This window comes from Nocardia niigatensis NBRC 100131 (assembly GCF_000308655.1).
Lineage (GTDB): Bacteria > Actinomycetota > Actinomycetes > Mycobacteriales > Mycobacteriaceae > Nocardia > Nocardia niigatensis.
The window spans coordinates 131,583-152,353 of record NZ_BAGC01000038.1; the positions used below are offsets into that span (position 1 = coordinate 131,583).

Below are 20,771 nucleotides of genomic sequence, written 5' to 3' on the forward strand. Positions count from 1 at the left end.
CCGAGGCCACCCAGTATTGGTGTCCGCGACTAAAATTCGGATGCCATCCCCCGACCCGGCCCGTATGGTCGCTGAAATGAGTACCAGCCCAAAGCAGATCGCTGTCGAGAACGAACGGATCGCCGCCCTCGGCACCTACCGCGCGGCCGACGGAACCCACGTCGACATCACCGACGCGCTGTCCGAGGCCCGCGCCTGGACCCACTGCTTCGAGCCGGGCGAAGAGCTGTACAACCGCGACCCCGGACCGTTCGAGGGACGTCCCGAGGTCACGGCCGAAGGCAGCATGCAGGCCGCGCGCCGACTCCATCAGGAAGGCGGGAAGGCCATCGCCGTCCTGAATTTCGCCTCCGCCCGCAACCCCGGCGGCGGCTACCTCCGCGGTGCGCGCGCCCAGGAGGAAGACCTCTGCCGCAGCGCCCTGCTCTACCGTTGCCTGCTCGAGACGCCTCGCTACTACGAGGCCCACCGCGCCTCCGACGACCTGCGCTACAGCGACCGCGTCATCTTCTCGCGCGACGTCCCGGTCATCCGCGACGACCGTGGCGCGCTCACCGCGCGCACCTTCACCACCTCGTTCCTGACCTCGCCTGCCCCGAATGCCGGTGCGCTGGCGAACCGTTCGGGCCACCGGGTCGACGTCCGCGACATCCTCCTGGCCCGCGCCGAGCGCGTCCTCGCCATCGCCGCCCACGAGCGCGTCCGCGAACTGGTCCTCGGCGCCTGGGGATGCGGCGTGTTCCGCAATGACCCCAACGAGGTCGCCGAGGCTTTCGACCAGGCGCTCCGGATCCACGGCGCCGCCTTCGATCGCGTGGTCTTCGCCGTGTGGGACCGCTCCCCCGTCTCGGCCAATCGCACCGCGTTCGAAGCCCGCTTCGGACAGGCGATTTCCTCGTAGCCGGTCGAATTCCGCTGGCGGGCAGCGGTCTTCTCCGTTGCTTGTTTCGAACGGGCCCCCGGCTCCCGCGTCGCGGTAGCGATGCCATACGGACAACTCATGCTTAGATTGCAATATCTGCAGACTCAGATATTAGAAGCGAGGTCGAGCGCCCGGCAGTGACCCTCCCTCAGCGGGCCAGTCCCGTGCGATGCGCGTAAGCGATCGCCTGGCCGCGATCGCGCACCCCGAGCTTGGCGAACAGCGAATTGATGTGCGTCTTCACCGTGCTGACGCCGATGAACAGCTCCTTGGCGATCTCGGAGTTGTTGCGCCCCTGCGCCATCAGCCGCAGTACGTCCCGCTCACGATCGGTGAGGTCGGCGGGCGCTTCGGGCGGCACCTCGAGGGCGGAGAGCAGGCGGCGGCCCACCTCGGCGGCAAGGGTGGTGTGGCCGCTCGCAACGGAGCGGATGGCCGCCGCGATCTCGGCCCGACCTGCGTCCTTGGTGAGATAGCCGCGCGCGCCGGCCCGCAGCGCGCCCGCGATGGAGGCGTCGTCGGCGTAGGTGGTGAGCACCAGGACCGCGGTCTCCGGATGCTGGGCGGTGATCGCGGCCGTCGCGGCCACACCGTCGACACCGGGCATGCGCAGATCCATCAGCACCACACGGGGTTTCACCCGCCGCACCAGCTCCACCGCCTCCGCGCCGTCGCGGGCCTCCCCCACCACCCGCATGTCGGGCAGCAGCGACAGGACCGTGGTGAGCCCGTCGCGCACCGTGGTCTGGTCGTCCGCGACCACCACCGTGATCACTTCCGCGGCAGCAGGATTCGCACCGTCCACCGACCGTCCTCCTTCCCCGCGGACACCAGCCCACCCACCGCCTCGATCCGCTCCCGCATACCCAGCAGTCCCGCGCCCGATCCGCTATCACCCAGCGGCATCCGGTGCGCGGCAAGCGGATTCGTCACCTCCGCCTCCAGCGAGCCGCGGTTGTCACGCAGCGTGAGCGTAACCGGCTGCCCGGGAGCGTGTTTGCGCGCGTTGGTGAGCGCCTCCTGCACGGCGCGCGTCAGCGCCACCGCCGCCTGCTCGTTCGCCGGATCCACGGCGACATCGAATCGTTCGGCCACCTGCCCGCCGGTGGCGCGGTGCTCCTCCACCATCCGGCGCAGTTCGGCCGCCGCGTCGAAGCCCCCCGACCGCAGGGTGCCCACCACCCGGCGGGCATCGGCCAGTCCGGAGACCGCCAGCCGGCGGGAAGCCTTGACCCGCTCCGCCGCCCGGTCCGTCTCCCCCGCCTCCAGCAGGGCGTCGGCGGCGTCGAGCTGGAGCACCAGTCCACCGAGGGTGTGGGCGAGCACATCGTGGATATCGCGGGCGATGCGCCCGCGCTCGGCCAGGGCGGCGGCCTTGTCCCGCTCTTCCCGGATGATCCGATTCTGCTCCACCAGCAGCCGATTGCGCTGCGCGCCGATGCGGGCCTGCCGGCGACTCCAGCCCGCCATGCCCACGACGATCACTCCGACCAGCAGTCCGATCAGCGCGCTCGGGCGAGCCCCGTCGATCAGGACCGAGACGCACATCAGCGCCCCGGTGGACCCCGCGATCGTCAGCCCGAACCAGAGCGGCGAGTTCAGCAGCCCGAGCGCGATGAAAACCGTGGCCAGGGCGGTGATTCCGGAGCCGATCGACTGCGCGACCGTCAGTCCCCCGCCGACTGCCATGGCGCACAGGCAGATTCGCTCGAGCCGCCACTGCCGCGCCGGCGCCACCGCCCACACCGCCCAGCCCGCCCACGACAGCATCACCAGCGCCGCCACCCACGGACAGTGGAACAGCGTGGCATGCGCCGAGGATGAGACCACGGCGACGAGCCCGACCAGGCGCAGCAGCCTGGACAGGCTCGAGGGTGGTTCGATGACGGACATCGGGTCTCAGTGTGCCGCAACCAGCTGTGCCTGCTCGGCGCGCCGGGCCAGCACCAGCGCCCGGCCCGCCCGATTCAGCGCCACCACCAGCAGGATCGCCCCGACCGAGGTGACAGCCACCGCGTCGCTCAGGTGCGCGACCACGTCCACCCCGATGCGCACCGCCAGCAGCACCAGCCACAGCAGCGTGCCAGCCCACCCGGTCCGCGCCTCCAATCCCACGGCGCCGCGGCGCACTTGGGACAGCACCCCCATCAGCACGCCGATCCCGACGCCCAGCGCCGCCGACAAGGCCAGCAGCGCCACCGACATCACGCCGAGTCCGCCACCGGTGACCACGGACTTCATCTGCAGGAATCCTGCCAGCCCGAGAATGATCGGGCCCCGCCACAGCCGATTGGCGTCGAGGACCTGCCACTGGGTCTGCCGGTACATGATCCACCCGATCACCAGCACCGCCACCGCGCCGTCGACCACCGCATTCTGCAAGTTCATGCCTCTACGGTCGCCCGGGAAGACGCCTCCACCCACCACCCCAGGGTGGAGACCGGGTGGGATTGCGCTGGTTCGAGCGACACCCGACGGCCCCTGGCGTCGACCGCTCAGAAGCCGCCGGGCAGGTGCGTGTGTTCGGGTCAGTCGGGCCAGACGGCCGGGCGCTTCTCCAAGAAGGCCGTCATTCCCTCACGGGCGCCGGGTAATTGGGAGGCGGCGGCCATGACCTCGCGAGCGAGGGTGTAGGCGTCGGCTTCCGGGCGGTCGAGTTGGGCGTAGAGGGTGCGTTTGCCGAGGGCCTTGCTCGCGCGGCTGCCGCGGGTGGCGCGGGCGAGGAGGTCGGCGACGGCGGTGTCGAGGTCGGCGTCGGGGACGGCGTAGTTGACGAGGCCCCAGTCGACGGCGGTGCGGGCGTCGATGACGTCACCGGTGAGGGCCAGTTCCATCAGGCGTTTGCGGCCGATGGAGCGGGCGACCGGGACGGCCGGGGTGTGGCAGAACCACCCGCCCTTGCCGCCGGGCAGGGCGAAGCCCGCGGACTCGGCGGCGACGGCCAGGTCGCAGGAGGCGACGAGCTGGCAGCCGGCCGCGGTGGCCAAGCCGTGTACGCGGGCTATCACCACCTGCGGCACCTCTTCCAGAGTGGTCATGACCTGCTGGCAGAGGGTGAGCAGGTCGCGCACGCCGAGCAGGTCGCGCGCGGCGACATCGGCGAAATCGTGGCCGGCGCTGAACACCGGCCCGGCCGCGGCGAGCACGATGCCGGAGGCGTCGGTCTCGCCCGCGGCCCGGAAGGCGGCGAGCAGTTCGGTCAGGTGGTCGGCGGACAGCGCGTTGCGGCGGTCCGGGCGGTTCATGGTGACGGTGACGGTGTCACCGTCGCGCTTCACGAGCAGGTGCCGGTACTCCGCGGTCATGCCGTCCACGCTAGTGCGAACCAGCGCCGGGGATGCCGCGATTCGCGGGTCAGACGGGTGCGGGCGCGGCCGGATTCGAATGCAGCCACTGTCCGGTGGCGGGCACCCCGTCACCACGACCACGAGGTACCGGCCGGGCGGGGCCAGCGCCGGGTTCGAGGGCAGGGCGACAGTGAGGGCGCCGGACGCGGCCGGGGTGATCGGCAGATCGATCAGCCGCTGATTGTTGTCGCACGAGTGGGTGCACGAGGTGGCTGGCCTCGCGCAAGGCGGCCGTGGTGGTGAGTGTCAGCGTGGCACCGTATTCGACTGTGCCGCTCGGCGAAGGCGTGGCCGACTCGATAGCTTCCGGTGTTCTGACCTGGTGGATTGTCGACCACCCATGAGGACCATCGCGTCGAGGGCGCCGTCACCGCTCAGATCGGCGAGGGCCAGGCCGCAATCCTGGTTGTCCGGCGAGAACCAATCCGGGATGGGAACGAATTGTCCTGCCACACAGGCAATCATGGCCGAACAGGACGATTCCGGCATCCGATGTCCCGATAGCTCCGATGCCCATTTACGCCAGGTTACGGAAAACGCACTCCACTACCCCGAGCACCCACTACTCTCCGAAATGCTCTCGTTTCACTCACCCCGAGGACTCAGTATGAGAAAGACAGTCTGGGCCAACGGCCTCGCACTCACCGCCGCCGCCATCCTGGCCTCGACCGGCACCGCAGGCGCCAGCGCCAACAGCATGAGCACCGACGCCACCTTCAAGGTCGGCGTCGACATCCAGCCCGGTGTCTACAAGACCACGACGGCGGCCGGCGTGTGCACCTGGGCGCGTCTGTCCGCCATCACCCCCGACGCCAGCGCCACCATCCAGACCGGCGGCGCGATCAACGGCACCGCCACCGTCGAGATCAAGTCCACCGACGTCGCCTTCTTCACCAGCGGCTGCGGCACCTGGACCCTGCAGACCACCACCACGAACACGGGCTCCTCGGGCCTGTCGAACCTGATCAGCGGCAGCGCGAGCGGCAGCAGCCTGCTCTCGACCGGTTCCGCGTCCGCCTCCAGCTAGGCGAATCTCCCACTCCCGCAAGCCGAGCCGGTCCCGGCGAGCCGCCTACCCGGAGGTGGCGGGTTCATCGGACCGGGAGGGCCGGGCAATCCGCAGTGCCCGCCCCTCGCGGTGACTCAGCAGTCGCAGCAGGATTCCTCACAGCAGCAACACGTTTCCTCACAGCAGCAGCATCCCTCGCCGCAGCAGACGCAGCCCTCGCAGCACGGCAGGCAGAAACCGCTGCGGCGCCGCGGGGCGGGACCGTAATAGCCGGGCCCCGGGCCATAGCCCGGCGGCGGACCGTAGCCGGGCGGCGGCGAACCCCACGGCCCCGGCCCGCCACGGCGACGCCAGCGGCTCAGCGGCGCGGTGGCCGTGCCATGGTTCGCGCACGTGTGACCGGCACCGCCGAAGGTCCTGGTCACCGAGCGATTCAACTCATGCTTCAGCAATTTGTGGATCAACCGGCCATCGGTGAATTCCACCTCGGCCAGGGCCAATTCGATGCCCAGCAGCGCGTCGTTACACAACCGGTGCGCCTCGGAGACCTCGGTTGCCGTGGCGGCCAGGGGATTCCATTTCCCGTGCGCCCGGTCCTCGTCCAGGTCCTCGACGGCATCCACGAGATGCGCTATGCGGCCGAACAATCGGCCCACCTCGGCCAAGGACTGCTGGTTGCCGGGACGTCCCGCGAGGATCGCGGTGTGCCCGAAGGCCGCCGCGGTCGCGGTCTCGGTGGGCTCGGTAACCTCCAGCAGCGGTGTGCCGACCGCGGCCGCGGCCTCCACCTCACCCTGCCGATCCACCGCGGTCACCAGGACACCGGTGTCGAAACCCAGTCCGGCACCGGCGGATTCGCTCTGCCGGGCCCAGCGCTGGGCGATGCGGCGCGCCGCGGGCCGGACTCCGGCCGTGCCCGCCACGCCGTCGCGGTCGTCCACGTGATCGCGCACCTTGGCGGCAGCCAGCACCAGCGAGACCGTGGCAGCCAGCCGAACGCAATCACCGGTGGCGACGTCGGCGCGTTTCATGCCGCGGAGCGGGCAGGGCCCGGCCGCGCGGCGGGTGGGTGGCGCGGTGGACTGCGCCTCCACCAGGGCCGAGATGATCAGGCCGTCGTAATTGGTTGCCATGCGGGCGCTCTGGCCGTGGTCGTCGCGCAGTGCCAGACAGAGTCCGCACAGTTGCGCCAGCCAGGCCCGCCCCAGTTCCTCGCCCAGCCGATGGCGGCAGGGCCGGATGATGCCGAACACATCATCGACGGTAACCGCTCGCGCGGCATTCGTCGCGTGATTCGAGATCAGTCACGGCTGGACGGTGTAGATCGAATGTCACTGGGCGGCAAGGGCGGCGAACTCCTCGGCCAGCGGAACCGGACGCGCCGCCGACCACGCCAGGCTCACCTGCAGCGGCGCGAGGTCGGGAACCGGGACGTAGGCGATGCCCGGGCGCGTGTAGAAGGTCATCACCGACAGCGGCAGGAACATGATGCCGCGCTGCGCGGCGACGTGCTCGAGCTTCTCCTCGACGCTGTGGAAGACCGGGACGGCGGGGCGGTCGGTGCGCAATTCGGTTGCCACCTCACTCCATTCGGGGACCGTGGCGGGATCCTGGAGCAGGTGCTCGTCGGCGAGATCGCCGACGGTGACCGCGTCCTTGCCCGCGAGGTGGTGCTCGGCGGGAAGCACCACGACCCGCGGCTCGGTGTAGAGCGGGCGCAGGACGAGACCGTGCGGGTCCACCGGCAGGCGCACCACGCTGACATCGACGCGACCGTCGTGGACCACCTCGATCTGGTCGAACCAGCCGGTACGCACCAGATCGACACTGAGACCGGGATACCGCTCGGTCAGCGTCCGCACCGCGCCGGTCACGATGAGGCCGGGCATGAAGCCGACGGTGAAGCTCTGCGCTCCGTCGGCGGCCCGAATCACCCTGCGCCGCAAAGCCTCCGCAGCGACCAGCAGTGGTTTGGCGTCGGCGAGCAACTGCTCCCCCGCCGCCGTCAACGCGGTGCCGCGGCGATCGCGGGCGAACAGCTGCGCGCCCAGTTCCTCCTCGAGCGCGCGGATCTGGCGCGACAGCACCGGTTGCGCGATGAACAGCTGCTCGGCCGCGCGACCGAAGTGCAGGTGTTCGGCGACCGCCACGAAGTAGCGCAGCTTGCGCAGATCGACATCGCTCATGATGCCTTCAGGGTATTACAGGCGGCGAATCAGGTCTTGGACGGCGGGCGGTCGCGAAACCGAAGGTGGAGAGGCACACACGAACAGCATTTCCCGAAAGGAATCCCGATGTCTCTCGACGGACAGCACGTCGTCATCCTGGGCGGCACCTCCGGAATCGGCTACGCCGTGGCCGCCGCGACCGCTGCGCAGGGCGCGAAGGTCACCGTCGTCTCCAGCCGCCAGGAGAACGTGGACCGTGCGGTGGCCGAACTGCCGGCCGCGGTCACCGGCGTGGTCGCGGACCTCACCGACACCGACCGGATACGCGTGGTGTTCGACGACCTGGGCGCGCTCGACCATCTCGTCTACACCGCCGGCGAGCCGCTGCTGCTCTCCCCGCTCGCCGACCTGGATCTCGACGCCGCCCGGAAGTTCTTCGAACTGCGCTACTTCAGCGTGCTGGCCGCGGTGCAGGCGGCCGCGCCGCGGCTGCGCGCGGACGGGTCGATCACCCTGACCAGCGGCACCGCCGGGCCGCGCCCGGTACCCGGTTCCGCGGTCACCTCCAGTGTCTGCGGCGCGGTCGAGACCCTGACCCGGGCGCTGGCGGTGGAACTCGCGCCGATCCGGGTGAACGCGGTTATGCCGGGCGTGGTCCGGTCGCCGCTGTGGAACTTCCCCGAGGAGTTGCGCGAGCAGTTCTATGCCGACACCGCGGCCGCGACGCCGCTACGCCGCATCGCCGAAGTGGACGACATCGCGCAGGCGTTCGTCTTCTTCCTCACCCAGCCGCACGCCACCGGCACCGTCCTGCCGCTCGATGGCGGCGCGGTCCTGGCCTGACCCGAAGGCCGAGTGGCGCACCGGATGCGGGACCTCCCGCAGCGGTGCGCCGCTCCGGACTACTTGCCTGCCGCGTGGAGCGCGGCCAGATACCCGAACACGATGGCGGGGCCGATGGTCGCGCCGGGACCGGCATAGGTGTGGCCCATGACCGGGGCACTCGCATTGCCCGCCGCGTACAGGCCCTCGATCACCGAACCGTCGGCGCGCAGCACGCGGCCGTCGACGTCGGCGCTCAGGCCGCCCTTGGTGCCGAGGTCGCCGGGCACCAGTTTCGCCGCGTAGAACGGACCCGTCTCCAGCGCACCGAGATTCGGGTTGGGGCGATTGCGCGGGTCGCCATAGTAGTTGTCGTAGGCGCTGTTCCCGCGACCGAAGTCGGGATCGGTACCGGCGATGGCGAATTCGTTGAACCGGTGCACCGTGGCCTGGAGTCTCTCGACCGGGACACCGATCTTCGCGGCGAGGTCGGGCAGCGAGCCGGCACGGGTCAGCGCGCCGGACTTGAACCACCGCCCCGGCAGGGGCTGGCGGGGCGGGATACCCGCGAACTGGTAGCGATTGCGGTAGCGCTGGTCGAAAATCAGCCAGGCGGGCAGGTTCTCGCCCGGGCCCTCCCCCTGGCCGTACTCGCCGCCGTACATGTGGTGGGTGGCCTCGACGTAGGGCAGGCACTCGTTCATGAACCGCTCGCCGCGGTCGTTGACGACGATACTGCCCGGCAGATTGCGCTCGGCCAGGCAGAACCACGCCAGGCGGGGCAGCGGGATGGACGGACCCCACCAGGCGTCGGCCATGAATTCCACCGCGCCACCGGCATTCTCGCCCGCGCGGATGCCGTCACCGGTATTGGCCTGGGCGCCGACGGTCCAGTCGGTGCCGATGGGCTCGCGCTGATACTGCTTGCGCATCACCTCGTTGTGCTCGAAGCCGCCGGCCGCGATGACGACGCCCCGGCGGGCGGTGAGCACCTGCTCGCGTCCGTCCCGCAGCACCACCGCACCCGTGACCCGGCCGTCCTCGGTGCGCAGCTCGACCAGCGGAGTGTCCAGCCACACCGGCACCTTCGCCGCCAGCAGGCCCGCTCGCAGCATGGCGCTCAGCGCCTGGCCGCGAGCGAGCACGCGACGGCGCAGCACGGTCGCCGCCAGCCACCGGCCGGCGATGCCGAGCCCGGCCAGTGGGCTGCGCGGATTGCGCAGACCAAGATGCAGCTGCCGGAATTCGGCCTGGGTGACCACGACGTTCTTCGGGGCCTTCACGTAATCGGGCTCCAGCGTGGCCAATTCGGCGCCGAGGCCGGTGGCATTGTAGGGCGCGGGCTCGACCGACCGGCCGTGCGAACGACCGCCCGGAGCCTCCGGGTAGTAGTCGGAGTAGCCCGGCACCCACCGCATCCGCAGCGGTGCGTGCGCGGCCAGGAAGTCGAAGGCCTCGGGACCGCGGTCCAGGAAGGTGTCGATGCGTTCGGCGGGCACGCCGGGGCCGACGATGTGCTTCAGATAGGTCCGCGCGGCCTCGAGGTCATCGGCGGGCGCCTCCCGCCGCAGGACGGCATTGCCCGGAATCCACACGCCGCCACCGGATCTCGCGGTGGAACCGCCCCAGGCGCGGGCCTTCTCGACGATGACCGTGGACAGTCCGTGGTGCGCGGCGGTCAGCGCCGCGGCCATGCCCGCCGCCCCCGACCCCACGACGATGAGATCGAATGTCTCGCCAGTTTCTTTGTCGTGCTGCATGTTTCCTCAATCTTCGTGTTCTGTTGTAGCTATCCGCCCGCGTGCCAACGGCTTTCAGCCGTGCCGCCGCCAGCGTTCCCCGGCCACGGCGTCGAGCGCGCCCTCGACGCACACCGCCAGCGACATCTCCGGCTGCGCCGAATTGCGCAGCCACTGCAGGTAACCGAACTCCGCCGCCGCCAGCATGAGATGCACCAGCAGACCCGGCGTGCTGTCCTGCCGCACGTCGCGGCCCATCCGCTGCGCGACCAGCTCGACCAGGCGCGTCCGATGCTCCGGGGTGATCAGGGCCACCCGCTCCAGCAGATGCGGGGCGGTGCGGAACGCGGCCCGCCACTGTTCCAGCTCCTCGGGCGCCAGCGCGGTGGACCGCGTCAGAATCGATTGCGCCAGCGCCACATCCGCCGGCTCGTCGTCGTCGCGCTCCTCGAGCAGGGCGACGATACCCGCCCCGCCCTCGCGGACCGGATCCAGCAGCAGATCCTCCTTGCTCCGCACGTGCCGGAAGTACGTGCTGGCCGACACCCCCGCGGCGGCGGCGATCTGCTCGGTCGTCACCTCCCCGAAGCCCTTCTCCGCGAACAGCTCGTACGCCGCCCGCTGTATCTCCCCGCGCACCTGTCGGCGCTGCCGCTCTCGCAATGACATCCGTCGCCCTCCTTCGCTACAGCGAGTATCTTCCGATATGACAGTTACTGTCAAGAAGGAATTTGCTTTCAACACAGAACGGGCGCGGCTGGAGGTCAACCAGCCGCGCCCGTCCGAAATCCGAAGATCGAGCACGATCGGGGCCGCCGCGCGGCCGCCCGGCTCAACTTCGGCGCAGCGCCAGCACCGGGATGGTGCGAATACCCGCGGTCTTCACCGCGTATTCGCCGAAACCCGGGTATCGCCGGGCCTGTTCGCCGTAGATCCGGTCGCGGTCCGCCCCGGTCACCTCGGTGACCACAACCGGATAGGTCTCGGTCCCGACCTCGACCTCGGCCTTCCCCGCCGCGGTCAGGTTGTGGTACCAGTCCGGATGGGTAGGCGCGCCCGCCTTCGACGCGAAGACGTACACCGTCGCCGGATCCCGCTCATCGGCCATGTACATCATGGGTGTCACCAGATCCCGCCCGGACTTGCGGCCGCGATGGTGCACCAGGATCATCGGCGCCCCCTCGAACGGCCCGCCGACCCGGCCCTCGTTCGCGCGAAACTCATTGATGATGTTCGTATTCCAATCGCTCATACCGAACATTCTTCTGCATGACCACCGCACCCCCTGGGGCGCCCCGCCGCGCCGGACCGCGAAATTCCCCGGGCACGGCGAAGGGCCGGGCATCGTTATGGATGCCCGGCCCTCGCAATGGAAACGGTTACGGCAGGGGGCCGCCGGCGGCGATCGCGGAGAGGGTGGCGAATTCGTCACCCTTCAGGGATGCGCCGCCCACGAGAGCGCCGTCGATGTCGGTCTGGCCGACCAGTTCGCCGACGTTCTTGGCGTTGACCGAGCCGCCGTAGAGGACGCGGACGCCCGCGGCCACTTCGGGATTCGCCAGATCGGCGAGTTCCTTGCGGATGGCGCCGCAGACTTCCTGCGCGTCGGCCGGGGTGGCGACCTTGCCGGTGCCGATGGCCCAGACCGGCTCGTAGGCGATGACGATCTTCGAGATCTCCTCGGCCGTCAGGCCCTTGAGCGAGCCGCGCAGCTGCTCGAGGTTGTACTCGACGTGGGTCTTGGTCTCGCGGACGCCCAGGCCCTCACCGATGCAGACGATCGGGGTGATGCCGTACTTGAGCGCCTGCTTGGCCTTGGCCAGAACGGTGGCGTCGTCCTCGTTGTGGTACTGACGCCGCTCCGAGTGACCCACCACGACGAACGAGCAGCCCAGCTTCGCGAGCATGGAACCGCTGATCTCGCCGGTGTAGGCGCCCTCGTCGTGGGTGGACACGTCCTGGGCACCGTAGGTGATCAGGAGACGGTCGCCCTCGACCAGCGTCTGCACGCTGCGCAGGTCCACGAACGGCGGGATCACCGTCACGTCGACCTTGTCGAAGTACTTCTCCGGCAACGCGAATGCGATCTTCTGCACCAGAGCGATGGCCTCGAGGTGATTGAGGTTCATCTTCCAGTTGCCGGCGATCAAAGGCTTACGTGCCATGGTTCAGTCCTCCAGCACGGCGAGGCCGGGAAGTTCCTTGCCCTCCAGGTATTCCAGCGACGCGCCGCCACCGGTGGAGATATGCGAGAAACCGTCGTCCGGCAGACCCAGGGTACGGACGGCCGCGGCGGAGTCGCCGCCGCCGACGACCGTGAACGCGCCCTTCGAGGTGGCCGTGGCGATCGCCTCGGCGACACCACGGGTACCGGCCGAGAACTTCTCGAACTCGAACACGCCCATCGGGCCGTTCCAGAACACGGTCTTGGCCTCGGTGAGCAGCGCGCCGAAGCGGGCGGCCGAGTCGGGACCGATGTCCAGACCCATCCAGCCGTCCGGGATCTCGTTGGCGGGCACGGTCTTCGACTCCGCGTCGGCCGCGAACTTGTCGGCCACCACGATGTCGACCGGCAGGTGGATGACGTCGGCGTACTTGTCCAGCAGCCCCTTGCAGGTGCCGATCATCTCCTCCTGCAGCAGCGAGGTGCCCACCGAAAGGCCCTGTGCCGCAAGGAAGGTGAAGCACATGCCGCCACCGATGACCAGCGTGTCCACTTTGGGCGCGAGCGCCTCGATGACCGCCAGCTTGTCCGAGACCTTGGAACCGCCGAGCACGACCGCGTACGGGCGCTCCGGGTTCTCGGTGAGCTTCTTCAGCACCTCGGTCTCGGCCGCGACCAGCTTGCCCGCGTAGTGCGGCAGCAGCTTGGCCACGTCGTAGACCGACGCCTGCTTGCGGTGCACCACACCGAAACCGTCGGACACGAACGCGCCGTCGTCACCGACCAGCTCGACCAGGGCATTGGCGAGCTTGGTGCGGTCCGCCTCGTCCTTGCTGGTCTCGCGCGCGTCGAACCGAATGTTCTCCAGCAGCAGGACATCACCGTCGGTGAGGCCCTCGGAGCGGGCGAGCGCGTCCTGGCCCACCACATCGCCGGCGAGCTGGACATTGCGGCCCAGTTCCTCGGCCAGCCGCGCCGCGACCGGCGCCAGGGAGAACTTCGGATCCGGCTCGCCCTTCGGGCGGCCGAGGTGCGCGGTCACCACGACCTTGGCGCCGGCCTCGGCCAGCGCCCTGATGGTCGGAGCGGACGCGATGATGCGGCCCGGGTCGGTGATGACGCCGTTGTCGAGGGGAACGTTGAGGTCGGAGCGCACCAGCACGCCCCGGCCCTCGACACCCTCGTTCAGCAGATCCTGGAGAGTCTTGATCGTCATCGGCGCTTACAGGGACTTGCCGACGAGGCCGACGAGGTCGGCGAGACGGTTCGAGTAGCCCCACTCGTTGTCGTACCACGAGGCGACCTTGACCTGGTTGTCGATGACCTGGGTCAGCGGCGCGTCGTAGATGGAGGAGTGCGGGTCGGTCACGATGTCGGAGGAGACGATCGGATCGACGTTGTACTTCAGGATGCCCTTCATCGGGCCGTCCGCGGCGGCCTTCATGGCGGCGTTGATCTCGTCGATCGAGGCGGCCTTGGCCAGGTCCACCGTCAGGTCGGTGAGCGAACCGGTCGGGACCGGCACGCGCAGCGCGTAACCGTTCAGCTTGCCGAGCAACTCGGGCAGCACCAGGCCGATGGCCTTGGCGGCGCCGGTGCCGGTGGGCACGATGTTCAGCGCGGCCGCGCGGGCGCGACGCAGATCCGAGTGCGGGCCGTCCTGCAGGTTCTGGTCCTGGGTGTAGGCGTGCACGGTCGTCATCAGACCACGCTCGATGCCGAAGGAGTCGTTGAGCACCTTGGCAATCGGGCCCAGGCAGTTGGTGGTGCAGGACGCGTTCGAGATGATGTTCTGCGAGCCGTCGTACTTGTCGTCGTTGACGCCCATCACGATGGTGATGTCCTCGCCCTTGGCGGGCGCGGAGATGATGACCTTCTTGGCGCCGGCGGCCAGGTGGCCCTTGGCCTTGGTGGCGTCGGTGAAGATACCGGTGGACTCGACGACCACGTCGACACCCAGGTCGCCCCACGGCAGCGCGGCCGGGCCCTCCTTGATGGCCAGCGCGGTGATGCGCTGGTCACCGACGACGATGGTCTCGTCGCCGTCCAGGGAAACGTCCTGCGGCAGGCGACCGAGGATCGAGTCGTACTTCAGCAGCGTCGCCAGCGACTTGTTGTCGGTCAGATCGTTGACCGCCACGATCTCGATGTCGGTGGTGCCGAGGGCCTTCTGCGCCTCGACGGCTCGGAAGAAGTTTCGCCCGATGCGGCCGAAGCCGTTGATACCTACCCGGACAGTCACGTTTTCGCTCCTCAGCTTTGCGGATCGTTTCCGTTGCGGTGCTAACCCTAGACCTGTAACAGAAACATCACGGACACACCCCCGCCACGGTGAACTACGAAACGTTCACTTTCGTCACAGACGACCGGAAGCGCCGTAACCCTTGGGTTTGCGACGCTTCCGGACGGAATCACCGGGCGGTGATAGTCAGTTTATGCGGAGGCGTGGATGCTTCACGCCTCTTCGAGCAGCTCTGCGGTGACAGCGCTTTCGGTGTCCGGCACGCCGAGTTCCTTGGCCCGCCGGTCCGCCATCGACAGCAACCGCCGGATCCGGCCCGCCACAGCGTCTTTCGTCATGGGCGGATCGGCCAGCTGGCCCAACTCCTCGAGCGACGCCTGCCGGTGCAGCACGCGCAGCTTGCCCGCGGCGGCCAGATGGTCCGGCACATCCTCGCTCAATATTTCGAGCGCGCGCTCCACGCGGGCCGCGGCGGCCACGGCCGCGCGGGCCGAACGCCGCAGGTTGGCGTCGTCGAAGTTGGCCAGCCGGTTGGCCGTCGCGCGCACCTCGCGGCGCATGCGTCGCTCCTCCCAGGTGAGCCGGGTGTCCTGCGCGCCCATCCGGGTGAGCAGGGCGCCGATGGCCTCACCGTCGCGCACCACGACGCGATCGGTGCCACGCACCTCGCGCGCCTTGGCCGAGATGCCCATCCGCCGGGCCGCGCCGACCAGGGCGAGCGCCGCCTCCGGCCCGGGGCAGCTCACCTCCAGCGCCGAGGACCGGCCCGGCTCGGTGAGCGAGCCGTGCGCGAGAAACGCTCCGCGCCAAGCGGCTTCGGCATCACCGATGCTGCCGCCCACCACCTGGGCGGGCAGTCCGCGCACCGGGCGGCCGCGCACATCGAGTAATCCGGTCTGGCGCGCTAGCGCCTCGCCCTCCTTGGAAACCCGTACCACGTACCGGGAGGTTTTCCGGAGCCCGCCGGCGCCGAGGACATGCACGTCCGAGCCATACCCGTACAGCTCGAAGATCTCTCGGCGCAGCCGACGCGCTATGGAACCCATATCCACTTCGGCTTCGACGATCACTCGACCGCCGACGATGTGCAATCCACCGGCGAACCGCAGTAGCGCGGACAATTCCGCTTTGCGCGAACTCACCTGTGATACAGAGAGTCGGCTCAGCTCGTCCTTCACTTCCGCTGTCATCGCCACGAGACGCGCTCCTTTCCACCCAACCCGGACCGCACACGTTGGCCCATATGCCGTCCTTCGACTCGAAGCCCTGCTGATTCCGGCCGAGGTTGCCGGATCACCTGATCCAGTGCGGCGGCAAGCTTTCCGGGGTGGTGCCGGTCCGTCCCCGCCTCGGCGACATCAGCGAAGGTTACTCGCGCACGCAGCTGTTCGGCAGCTCTTGCCAGATGTTCGCGTTCCCTACCCTCGGGTACGGAACCGGAGTCCACCAAAACATGGTCGACTGTGAAATCCGGTGCGTGCTGGGACAATACATGCAGGTGCCGTTCCGCGCTGAATCCGGCCGTTTCGCCCGGTTCGGCAGCGAGGTTGAGCACCAGCACTTTCCGCGCCCGCGTGTGCAGCAGCGCTTCGTGCAATTCGGGCACCAGCACATGCGGGATGACGCTCGTGAACCAGCTTCCGGGACCCAGCACCACCACGTCGGCGTGCTCGATCGCCGAGGTCGCCTCGGGGCAGGCGGGCGGATCCGAGGGGATCAGGCGCACTCGGCGCACCTTGCCCGGCGTGGTCGCCACGGCCACCTGACCGCGGATGCAGCGGCTCACTCGCGGATCGCCTTCCAGCCCAGACACATCCGCTTCGATGGTCAGCGCGATGGGCGACATGGGTACCACGCGCCCGGTGATGCGCAGGATCTTTCCGGCCTCGTCGAGGGCGGCGACCGGATCGCCCAGCTCCTCGGTGAGACCCGCCAGAATCAGATTGCCCACCGAATGCCCGGCCAGTGCGCCGGTCCCGCCGAAGCGGTGTTGCAGAGTTCGCGCCCAGATGCCGTCGGCCTCTTCGGCCAAGGCCGCCAGGGCCATTCGCAGATCGCCCGGGGGCAGCATGCCCAGTTCGGAACGCAGCCGGCCCGAGGAGCCGCCGTCGTCGGCGACCGTCACCACCGCGGTGATCTTGCGGGTGAGCCGCCGGATGGCGGTCAGCGTCGAGTACAGGCCGTGGCCGCCACCCAGCGCCACGATGGCCGGGTTGGTGGTCCGGCCGGAGTCGTTCTCGCTCATTCCCGCCCCAGATCCCGATGGACCACGCGCACGACGACGCCCGAGTCGTTGTCCGGCAGGGTCGAGCCGGTGCCCGCCAGCGCCTCGCCCAGCGCCTCCGCGATCGCCACACTGCGGTGTTTCCCGCCGGTGCAGCCCACTGCCACGGTCATGTATCGCTTCCCCTCTTGGCGGTAGCCCTCGGTCGTCAGGTCGACGAGATGCCGCGCGGTGCCGAGATAGTCCTCGGCGCCCGGGCGCGACAACACATACTCGCTGACCGGGGCGTCCTGTCCGGTCTTTTCGCGGAGTTCGGGAATCCAATGCGGATTTGGCAGGAACCGCAAATCGAACACCATGTCGGCGTCGAGCGGGACTCCGTACTTGAAGCCGAACGATTGAACGGTCAGCTGCAGCACGGTGGCGGTGTCACCGCCGTACACCTCCTCGAGCTTGCGGTGCAGCTGGTGGATGGACAGCGCGGTGGTGTCGATGACCACGTCGGCGGCCGTTTTCACCGGGTCCAGGCGCTGGCGCTCGGCGGCGATGCCGGCGGTCAGGGTGCCGTCGGCGCTCTCGCTCTGCAGCGGATGGCGGCGGCGCGCGAACCCGAAGCGGCGGATCAGTACGTCGTCGGAGGCCTCCAGGAACAGGATGCGGGTGCGCACGCCCGCCGCCCGCAGCTGTTCGCCGACGGCGGCGAGGTTCCCGGTGAAGAAGCGGTTGCGCACGTCCATGACGAGCGCCAGTTTGCGGATGGGCGGTTCGGCGCCGCGGCCCAGCTCGACCATGCGGCCGATCAATTCGGGTGGGAGGTTGTCGGCCACGTAGTAGCCCAGATCCTCGAGCACCTTGGCGGCGGTGCCGCGCCCGGCGCCGGACAGGCCCGTCACGATGACGACCTCGACCGGTGCGGAATCGGGCGCCGACCGCCCGCGGCGAGCGGTCGGCTGGGAATCACCTGTATCGGTTGCCTTGCTGTTTTCGGCCGTATCAGTACTGGCTTCGACGCGCGTCATGTCCTACCGGTTCGTGTCTGGAGTTCCCTCGATCATCCTGCACCGACGGCCCGACACGCGGCAGGCGCACAACGCGAGCGAGACACAGCTGTGATTTTCGCTCCCGACCTGCACACACGGCGTGTCGCAGTTTTACCGTTCGGCGTGTCGCACTCTACCCGGTGTGGCCCGATCCGACCCGCCGTAGCGGCGGACCGCCGGGTCCGCGTGCCGGGCTACTGCTGTTGCAGGGCGGCCAGGACCGCCTTGGCCGTCGCGACGCCGATGCCCGGGACCTCGGTGATCTGCTCCACCGTAGCCTGCTTGAGCTTGGCCACCGATCCGAAGTGCGTGACCAGCGCAGTCTTTCGCGCCGACCCCAGCCCGGGCACCGAGTCCAGCACCGATTCGGTCATCCGCCGCGAGCGCTTGGAACGGTGGAAGGTGATGGCGAACCGGTGCGCCTCGTCGCGGACGCGCTGCAGCAGATACAGCGCCTCGCTGGTACGCGGCATGATCACCGGGTCGGCCTCGTTGGGCACCCACACCTCCTCCAGGCGCTTGGCCAGGCCGATCACCGCGACATCGGTGATGCCGAGTTCGTCGAGCACCTCGGCGGCCGCATTCACCTGCGGCGCACCGCCGTCCACCACGTACAGGTTGGGCGGATAGGAGAAGCGGCGCGGCTTGCCGGTGCGGGGGTCGATGCCGGGCGGGCCGGATTCGGCTGGGTCCGAACCGGATTCGAGGCCAGCGGCCTCGGCGGCGTCCAGATCCCGGCGGAGCTTGCCGAAGCGGCGCCGGGTCACCTCGGCGATGCTGCCGACATCATCGGAGCGGCCCTCGCCGGCGGCCTCCTTGATGGCGTAGTGCCGGTACTCGGACTTGCGGGCCAGCCCGTCCTCGAACACCACCAGCGAGGCCACCACATCGGTGCCCTGCACGTGCGAGATGTCCACACACTCGATCCGCAGCGGCGCGCTGTCCAGATCCAGGGCGTCCTGGAGTTCCTGCAGTGCGGCCGACCGCGCGGTCAGATCGCCCGCACGCTTGAGCTTGTGCTGGGCCAGGGCCTCCTGGGCATTGCGCTGCACGGTCTCGGCGAGCGCCTTCTTGTCGCCGCGCTGCGGCACCCGCAGCTGCACGGCCGACCCGCGCAGGTCCGAGAGCCACTGCTGCACCTGCTCATGATCATTGGGCAGGGCCGGGACCAGCACCTCGCGCGGCACCACCGCCCCGGGCTGGGCGTCACCGCTCTGGGCGGCGACCGCGGTCTGCTCGCCGTAGAACTGGGTGAGGAACTGCTCGACCAGGGCGGCCAGCTCCCCACCGGATTCCAGCACGTCGATGGCGTCGCCGGACTTGTCGACCACCCAGCCGCGCTGCCCGCGCACCCGGCCGTCGCGGACGTGGAAGATCTGGACCGCCACCTCGAGTTCGTCGACGGCGAAGTCGATCACGTCGGCGTCGGTGCCGGTGCCCAGTACCACGGCCTGCTTCTCCAGCGCCCGCTTGAGCGCCTGCACGTCGTCGCGCAGGCGGGCGGCGAGTTCGAAGTCGAGCTCGTCGGCGGCCTCGTGCATGCGGCGCTCGAGCTGCCTGACCAGGCGGTCGGTCTTGCCGGAGAGGAAGTCGCAGAAGTCGTCCACGATCTGCCGGTGCTCGGCGGCGCTCACCCGGCCGATACACGGGGCGGAGCACTTGTCGATGTAGCCGAGCAGGCACGGCCGCCCGATCTGACTGTGCCGCTTGAAGACTCCCGCCGAGCAGGTGCGCACCGGGAACACCCGCAGCAGCAGATCCAGGGTCTCTCGAATGGCCCAGGCGTGGGCGTACGGCCCGAAGTACCGCACTCCCTTCTTGCGCGCGCCGCGGTAGACGAATACTCGCGGATACTCCTCGTCGAGGCTGACCGCCAGCACCGGATACGACTTGTCGTCGCGGTAGCGGACATTGAAGCGCGGATCGAATTCCTTGATCCAGTTGTATTCCAGCTGCAGCGCTTCCACCTCGGTGGACACCACGGTCCACTCGACCCCGGCCGCCGTGGTCACCATCTGCCGGGTACGCGGGTGCAGCCCGGCCACGTCCGCGAAGTACGAGTTCAGGCGCTGGCGCAGGCTTTTCGCCTTGCCGACATAGATGACCTGCCCGAACTTGTCCCGGAACTTGTAGACACCCGGTTCGACGGGAATGGTGCCCGGTGCGGGCCGGTAGGTCGCGGGATCTGCCACGGGTCCAGGTTAGTCAGTGCCTCCGACACACCCACCGGGCCTCCGGCGGACCATCCGCGGCGGTCGCGGCGACGAAGTATCCACAAGATCATCCCTCTGTAGGGAGCCTCATGATCCGACTGCGCCCGGGTCGCCGCTCGCTCGCCATGGCGGGGGTCGTCTGCCTGGCCGCCGCCGCACTGGTCGCGGTCTCCGTGCGGGTCGTCGCCGTGGCCGAGGCCGCGCCGAGCCCGGTACCCCGGAAGCACCCGGAGCACGACCGGCCGCTGCCGATGTGCGCTGGGGCCCGGGCGAATTCGGTATCGCAGCTGGTTGTCGCCCGAATCGTGTGACCCGCGCGAAAACGTTCCGGAATGGCGGTCCGTGCGTGATCGCACCGCCCTGCACGCTCGCACTGCGCGCATTCCGGGAGGCGCCCGCGCGTCGCCGCGACGCGCCACGCCGGAACACCGATCTCCGCGAGGTTCGGCGGTACGGCGCGGTCTCGCGGTCAGTATGGGACCAACTGTTTCGCTTGATCCGTCCGTATACGAGGGAGTTTGTTCGATGACGAACCATCACCATCTCCACCCGCGCCGCCGGTCGCTCGCGATCGGTTCCGCACTCGGCATCGGCGCGGCGGGCCTGATCGCGGTGTCGGCGCCGACCGCCACCGCCGACTCGGTCTGCCGAATCGACCGGACGCTCGACACCGCCACCTTCACCTGCCCCGCGGACACCTGGTACGCCGCGGTCGTGCAGTGCCTGGGCGCCCGGCAGGTGGGCAGCGGCTACCAGGCCCCCACCTACATCGTGGGCGATTCGCCGCGGCCGCTCATCCCCATGACCATCGAGTGCAAGGGTGAGGGCAAGAACGGAATCGTGCTCAATGCCTGGACCGACGGGCCGTTCTGAACCGTTCC

Annotated in this window: 21 protein-coding genes and 1 pseudogene; 5 read left to right on the top strand and 17 right to left on the bottom strand. The window is 69.4% G+C overall.

Annotated features, from left to right (window positions below):
* Positions 1-76 precede the first annotated feature (76 nt).
* Positions 77-901: a TIGR02452 family protein gene (locus tag ON33_RS11910; protein ID WP_040858543.1), complete on the top strand. Its 825-nt coding sequence runs from the start codon at positions 77-79 to the stop codon at positions 899-901.
* 169 nt (positions 902-1,070) lie between these two features.
* Here the strand turns inward: ON33_RS11910 and ON33_RS11915 are convergent, their stop codons facing one another.
* The 5 genes and pseudogenes from ON33_RS11915 to ON33_RS44390 form a co-directional block, all read right to left on the bottom strand.
* Complete coding sequence (locus tag ON33_RS11915) at positions 1,071-1,727, bottom strand: response regulator transcription factor (RefSeq protein WP_245550487.1); 657 nt, start codon at positions 1,725-1,727, stop codon at positions 1,071-1,073.
* Complete coding sequence (locus tag ON33_RS38165) at positions 1,694-2,815, bottom strand: sensor histidine kinase (protein WP_051151933.1); 1,122 nt, start codon at positions 2,813-2,815, stop codon at positions 1,694-1,696. Before ON33_RS38165 ends, ON33_RS11915 begins: the two co-directional genes overlap by 34 nt.
* Before the next feature lie 6 nt (positions 2,816-2,821).
* Positions 2,822-3,310 (bottom strand): hypothetical protein, encoded by a 489-nt coding sequence (locus ON33_RS11925; protein WP_051151934.1) that lies wholly within the window; start codon positions 3,308-3,310, stop codon positions 2,822-2,824.
* A 140-nt stretch (positions 3,311-3,450) separates the two neighbouring features.
* Positions 3,451-4,227, bottom strand: coding sequence for an enoyl-CoA hydratase-related protein (locus ON33_RS11930; protein WP_040858546.1), 777 nt, complete (start codon positions 4,225-4,227; stop codon positions 3,451-3,453).
* A 117-nt stretch (positions 4,228-4,344) separates the two neighbouring features.
* Positions 4,345-4,467 (bottom strand): annotated as a pseudogene (locus tag ON33_RS44390) (galactose oxidase-like domain-containing protein); the annotation flags it as partial.
* A 409-nt stretch (positions 4,468-4,876) separates the two neighbouring features.
* Here ON33_RS44390 and ON33_RS11935 point away from each other — a divergent pair.
* Positions 4,877-5,296 (top strand): Rv1352/Rv1906c domain-containing protein, encoded by a 420-nt coding sequence (locus ON33_RS11935; RefSeq protein WP_040858440.1) that lies wholly within the window; start codon positions 4,877-4,879, stop codon positions 5,294-5,296.
* 116 nt (positions 5,297-5,412) lie between these two features.
* Here ON33_RS11935 and ON33_RS11940 read toward each other — a convergent pair whose 3' ends face one another.
* On the bottom strand, positions 5,413-6,531 hold the full coding sequence (locus ON33_RS11940) for a DUF5685 family protein (RefSeq protein ID WP_040858442.1): 1,119 nt from the start codon (positions 6,529-6,531) through the stop codon (positions 5,413-5,415).
* Between the two features lie 78 nt (positions 6,532-6,609).
* Positions 6,610-7,464, bottom strand: coding sequence for a LysR family transcriptional regulator (locus tag ON33_RS11945; RefSeq protein WP_040858443.1), 855 nt, complete (start codon positions 7,462-7,464; stop codon positions 6,610-6,612).
* Positions 7,465-7,572: 108 nt separating this feature from the next.
* Here ON33_RS11945 and ON33_RS11950 point away from each other — a divergent pair, with 108 nt between their 5' ends.
* Positions 7,573-8,289, top strand: a complete 717-nt coding sequence (locus ON33_RS11950; RefSeq protein ID WP_040858445.1) for an SDR family oxidoreductase — start codon at positions 7,573-7,575, stop codon at positions 8,287-8,289.
* Positions 8,290-8,348: 59 nt separating this feature from the next.
* Here the strand turns inward: ON33_RS11950 and kstD are convergent, their stop codons facing one another.
* The 10 genes from kstD to uvrC form a co-directional block, all read right to left on the bottom strand.
* Entirely contained in the window at positions 8,349-10,028 is a 1,680-nt protein-coding gene (gene kstD, locus ON33_RS11955; RefSeq protein ID WP_040858447.1) for a 3-oxosteroid 1-dehydrogenase, read from the bottom strand.
* Positions 10,029-10,082: 54 nt separating this feature from the next.
* Positions 10,083-10,676: a TetR/AcrR family transcriptional regulator gene (locus ON33_RS11960; RefSeq protein WP_040858448.1), complete on the bottom strand. Its 594-nt coding sequence runs from the start codon at positions 10,674-10,676 to the stop codon at positions 10,083-10,085.
* A 163-nt stretch (positions 10,677-10,839) separates the two neighbouring features.
* Positions 10,840-11,268, bottom strand: a complete 429-nt coding sequence (locus ON33_RS11965; RefSeq protein WP_040858450.1) for a nitroreductase/quinone reductase family protein — start codon at positions 11,266-11,268, stop codon at positions 10,840-10,842.
* Between the two features lie 118 nt (positions 11,269-11,386).
* On the bottom strand, positions 11,387-12,172 hold the full coding sequence (tpiA, locus tag ON33_RS11970; RefSeq protein ID WP_040858452.1) for a triose-phosphate isomerase: 786 nt from the start codon (positions 12,170-12,172) through the stop codon (positions 11,387-11,389).
* Between the two features lie 3 nt (positions 12,173-12,175).
* Positions 12,176-13,387 (bottom strand): phosphoglycerate kinase, encoded by a 1,212-nt coding sequence (locus tag ON33_RS11975; RefSeq protein WP_040858454.1) that lies wholly within the window; start codon positions 13,385-13,387, stop codon positions 12,176-12,178.
* Between the two features lie 6 nt (positions 13,388-13,393).
* A complete protein-coding gene (gene gap / locus ON33_RS11980) occupies positions 13,394-14,413 on the bottom strand; it encodes a type I glyceraldehyde-3-phosphate dehydrogenase (RefSeq protein WP_040858456.1) in 1,020 nt (339 codons plus the stop codon).
* 212 nt (positions 14,414-14,625) lie between these two features.
* A complete protein-coding gene (gene whiA, locus ON33_RS11985; RefSeq protein ID WP_040858457.1) occupies positions 14,626-15,609 on the bottom strand; it encodes a DNA-binding protein WhiA in 984 nt (327 codons plus the stop codon).
* A complete protein-coding gene (locus ON33_RS11990) occupies positions 15,600-16,658 on the bottom strand; it encodes a gluconeogenesis factor YvcK family protein (RefSeq protein WP_040858459.1) in 1,059 nt (352 codons plus the stop codon). The genes whiA and ON33_RS11990 overlap by 10 nt, the downstream gene beginning before the upstream one ends.
* Positions 16,655-17,656, bottom strand: a complete 1,002-nt coding sequence (gene rapZ, locus ON33_RS11995; protein WP_040858461.1) for an RNase adapter RapZ — start codon at positions 17,654-17,656, stop codon at positions 16,655-16,657. The genes ON33_RS11990 and rapZ overlap by 4 nt, the downstream gene beginning before the upstream one ends.
* A 215-nt stretch (positions 17,657-17,871) precedes the next feature.
* Positions 17,872-19,869: an excinuclease ABC subunit UvrC gene (gene uvrC, locus ON33_RS12000; protein WP_040858463.1), complete on the bottom strand. Its 1,998-nt coding sequence runs from the start codon at positions 19,867-19,869 to the stop codon at positions 17,872-17,874.
* A gap of 110 nt (positions 19,870-19,979) precedes the next feature.
* Here uvrC and ON33_RS12005 point away from each other — a divergent pair, with 110 nt between their 5' ends.
* Together ON33_RS12005 and ON33_RS12010 are read left to right on the top strand one after the other, a co-directional pair.
* Positions 19,980-20,201 carry a hypothetical protein gene (locus ON33_RS12005; protein WP_040858465.1) on the top strand — a complete coding sequence of 74 codons (222 nt, stop codon included), beginning with the start codon at positions 19,980-19,982 and terminating at the stop codon, positions 20,199-20,201.
* Between the two features lie 214 nt (positions 20,202-20,415).
* Positions 20,416-20,763 carry a hypothetical protein gene (locus ON33_RS12010; RefSeq protein ID WP_040858467.1) on the top strand — a complete coding sequence of 116 codons (348 nt, stop codon included), beginning with the start codon at positions 20,416-20,418 and terminating at the stop codon, positions 20,761-20,763.
* The last annotated feature ends 8 nt before the right edge of the window (positions 20,764-20,771 follow it).

Bases quoted from the DNA above. Each gene is read 5' to 3' on its own strand.
- ON33_RS11960 (WP_040858448.1), bottom strand. From the start codon at position 10,676: ATGTCATTGCGAGAGCGGCAGCGCCGACAGGTGCGCGGGGAGATACAG.
- ON33_RS12005 (WP_040858465.1), top strand. From the start codon at position 19,980: ATGATCCGACTGCGCCCGGGTCGCCGCTCGCTCGCCATGGCGGGGGTC.
- ON33_RS11930 (WP_040858546.1), bottom strand. From the start codon at position 4,227: ATGACCGCGGAGTACCGGCACCTGCTCGTGAAGCGCGACGGTGACACC.
- ON33_RS11975 (WP_040858454.1), bottom strand. From the start codon at position 13,387: ATGACGATCAAGACTCTCCAGGATCTGCTGAACGAGGGTGTCGAGGGC.
- ON33_RS11910 (WP_040858543.1), top strand. From the start codon at position 77: ATGAGTACCAGCCCAAAGCAGATCGCTGTCGAGAACGAACGGATCGCC.
- kstD (WP_040858447.1), bottom strand. From the start codon at position 10,028: ATGCAGCACGACAAAGAAACTGGCGAGACATTCGATCTCATCGTCGTG.
- ON33_RS11965 (WP_040858450.1), bottom strand. From the start codon at position 11,268: ATGTTCGGTATGAGCGATTGGAATACGAACATCATCAATGAGTTTCGC.
- ON33_RS11925 (WP_051151934.1), bottom strand. From the start codon at position 3,310: ATGAACTTGCAGAATGCGGTGGTCGACGGCGCGGTGGCGGTGCTGGTG.
- rapZ (WP_040858461.1), bottom strand. From the start codon at position 17,656: ATGACGCGCGTCGAAGCCAGTACTGATACGGCCGAAAACAGCAAGGCA.
- ON33_RS11935 (WP_040858440.1), top strand. From the start codon at position 4,877: ATGAGAAAGACAGTCTGGGCCAACGGCCTCGCACTCACCGCCGCCGCC.
- tpiA (WP_040858452.1), bottom strand. From the start codon at position 12,172: ATGGCACGTAAGCCTTTGATCGCCGGCAACTGGAAGATGAACCTCAAT.
- ON33_RS11990 (WP_040858459.1), bottom strand. From the start codon at position 16,658: ATGAGCGAGAACGACTCCGGCCGGACCACCAACCCGGCCATCGTGGCG.
- ON33_RS12010 (WP_040858467.1), top strand. From the start codon at position 20,416: ATGACGAACCATCACCATCTCCACCCGCGCCGCCGGTCGCTCGCGATC.
- ON33_RS11950 (WP_040858445.1), top strand. From the start codon at position 7,573: ATGTCTCTCGACGGACAGCACGTCGTCATCCTGGGCGGCACCTCCGGA.
- ON33_RS38165 (WP_051151933.1), bottom strand. From the start codon at position 2,815: ATGTCCGTCATCGAACCACCCTCGAGCCTGTCCAGGCTGCTGCGCCTG.
- ON33_RS11945 (WP_040858443.1), bottom strand. From the start codon at position 7,464: ATGAGCGATGTCGATCTGCGCAAGCTGCGCTACTTCGTGGCGGTCGCC.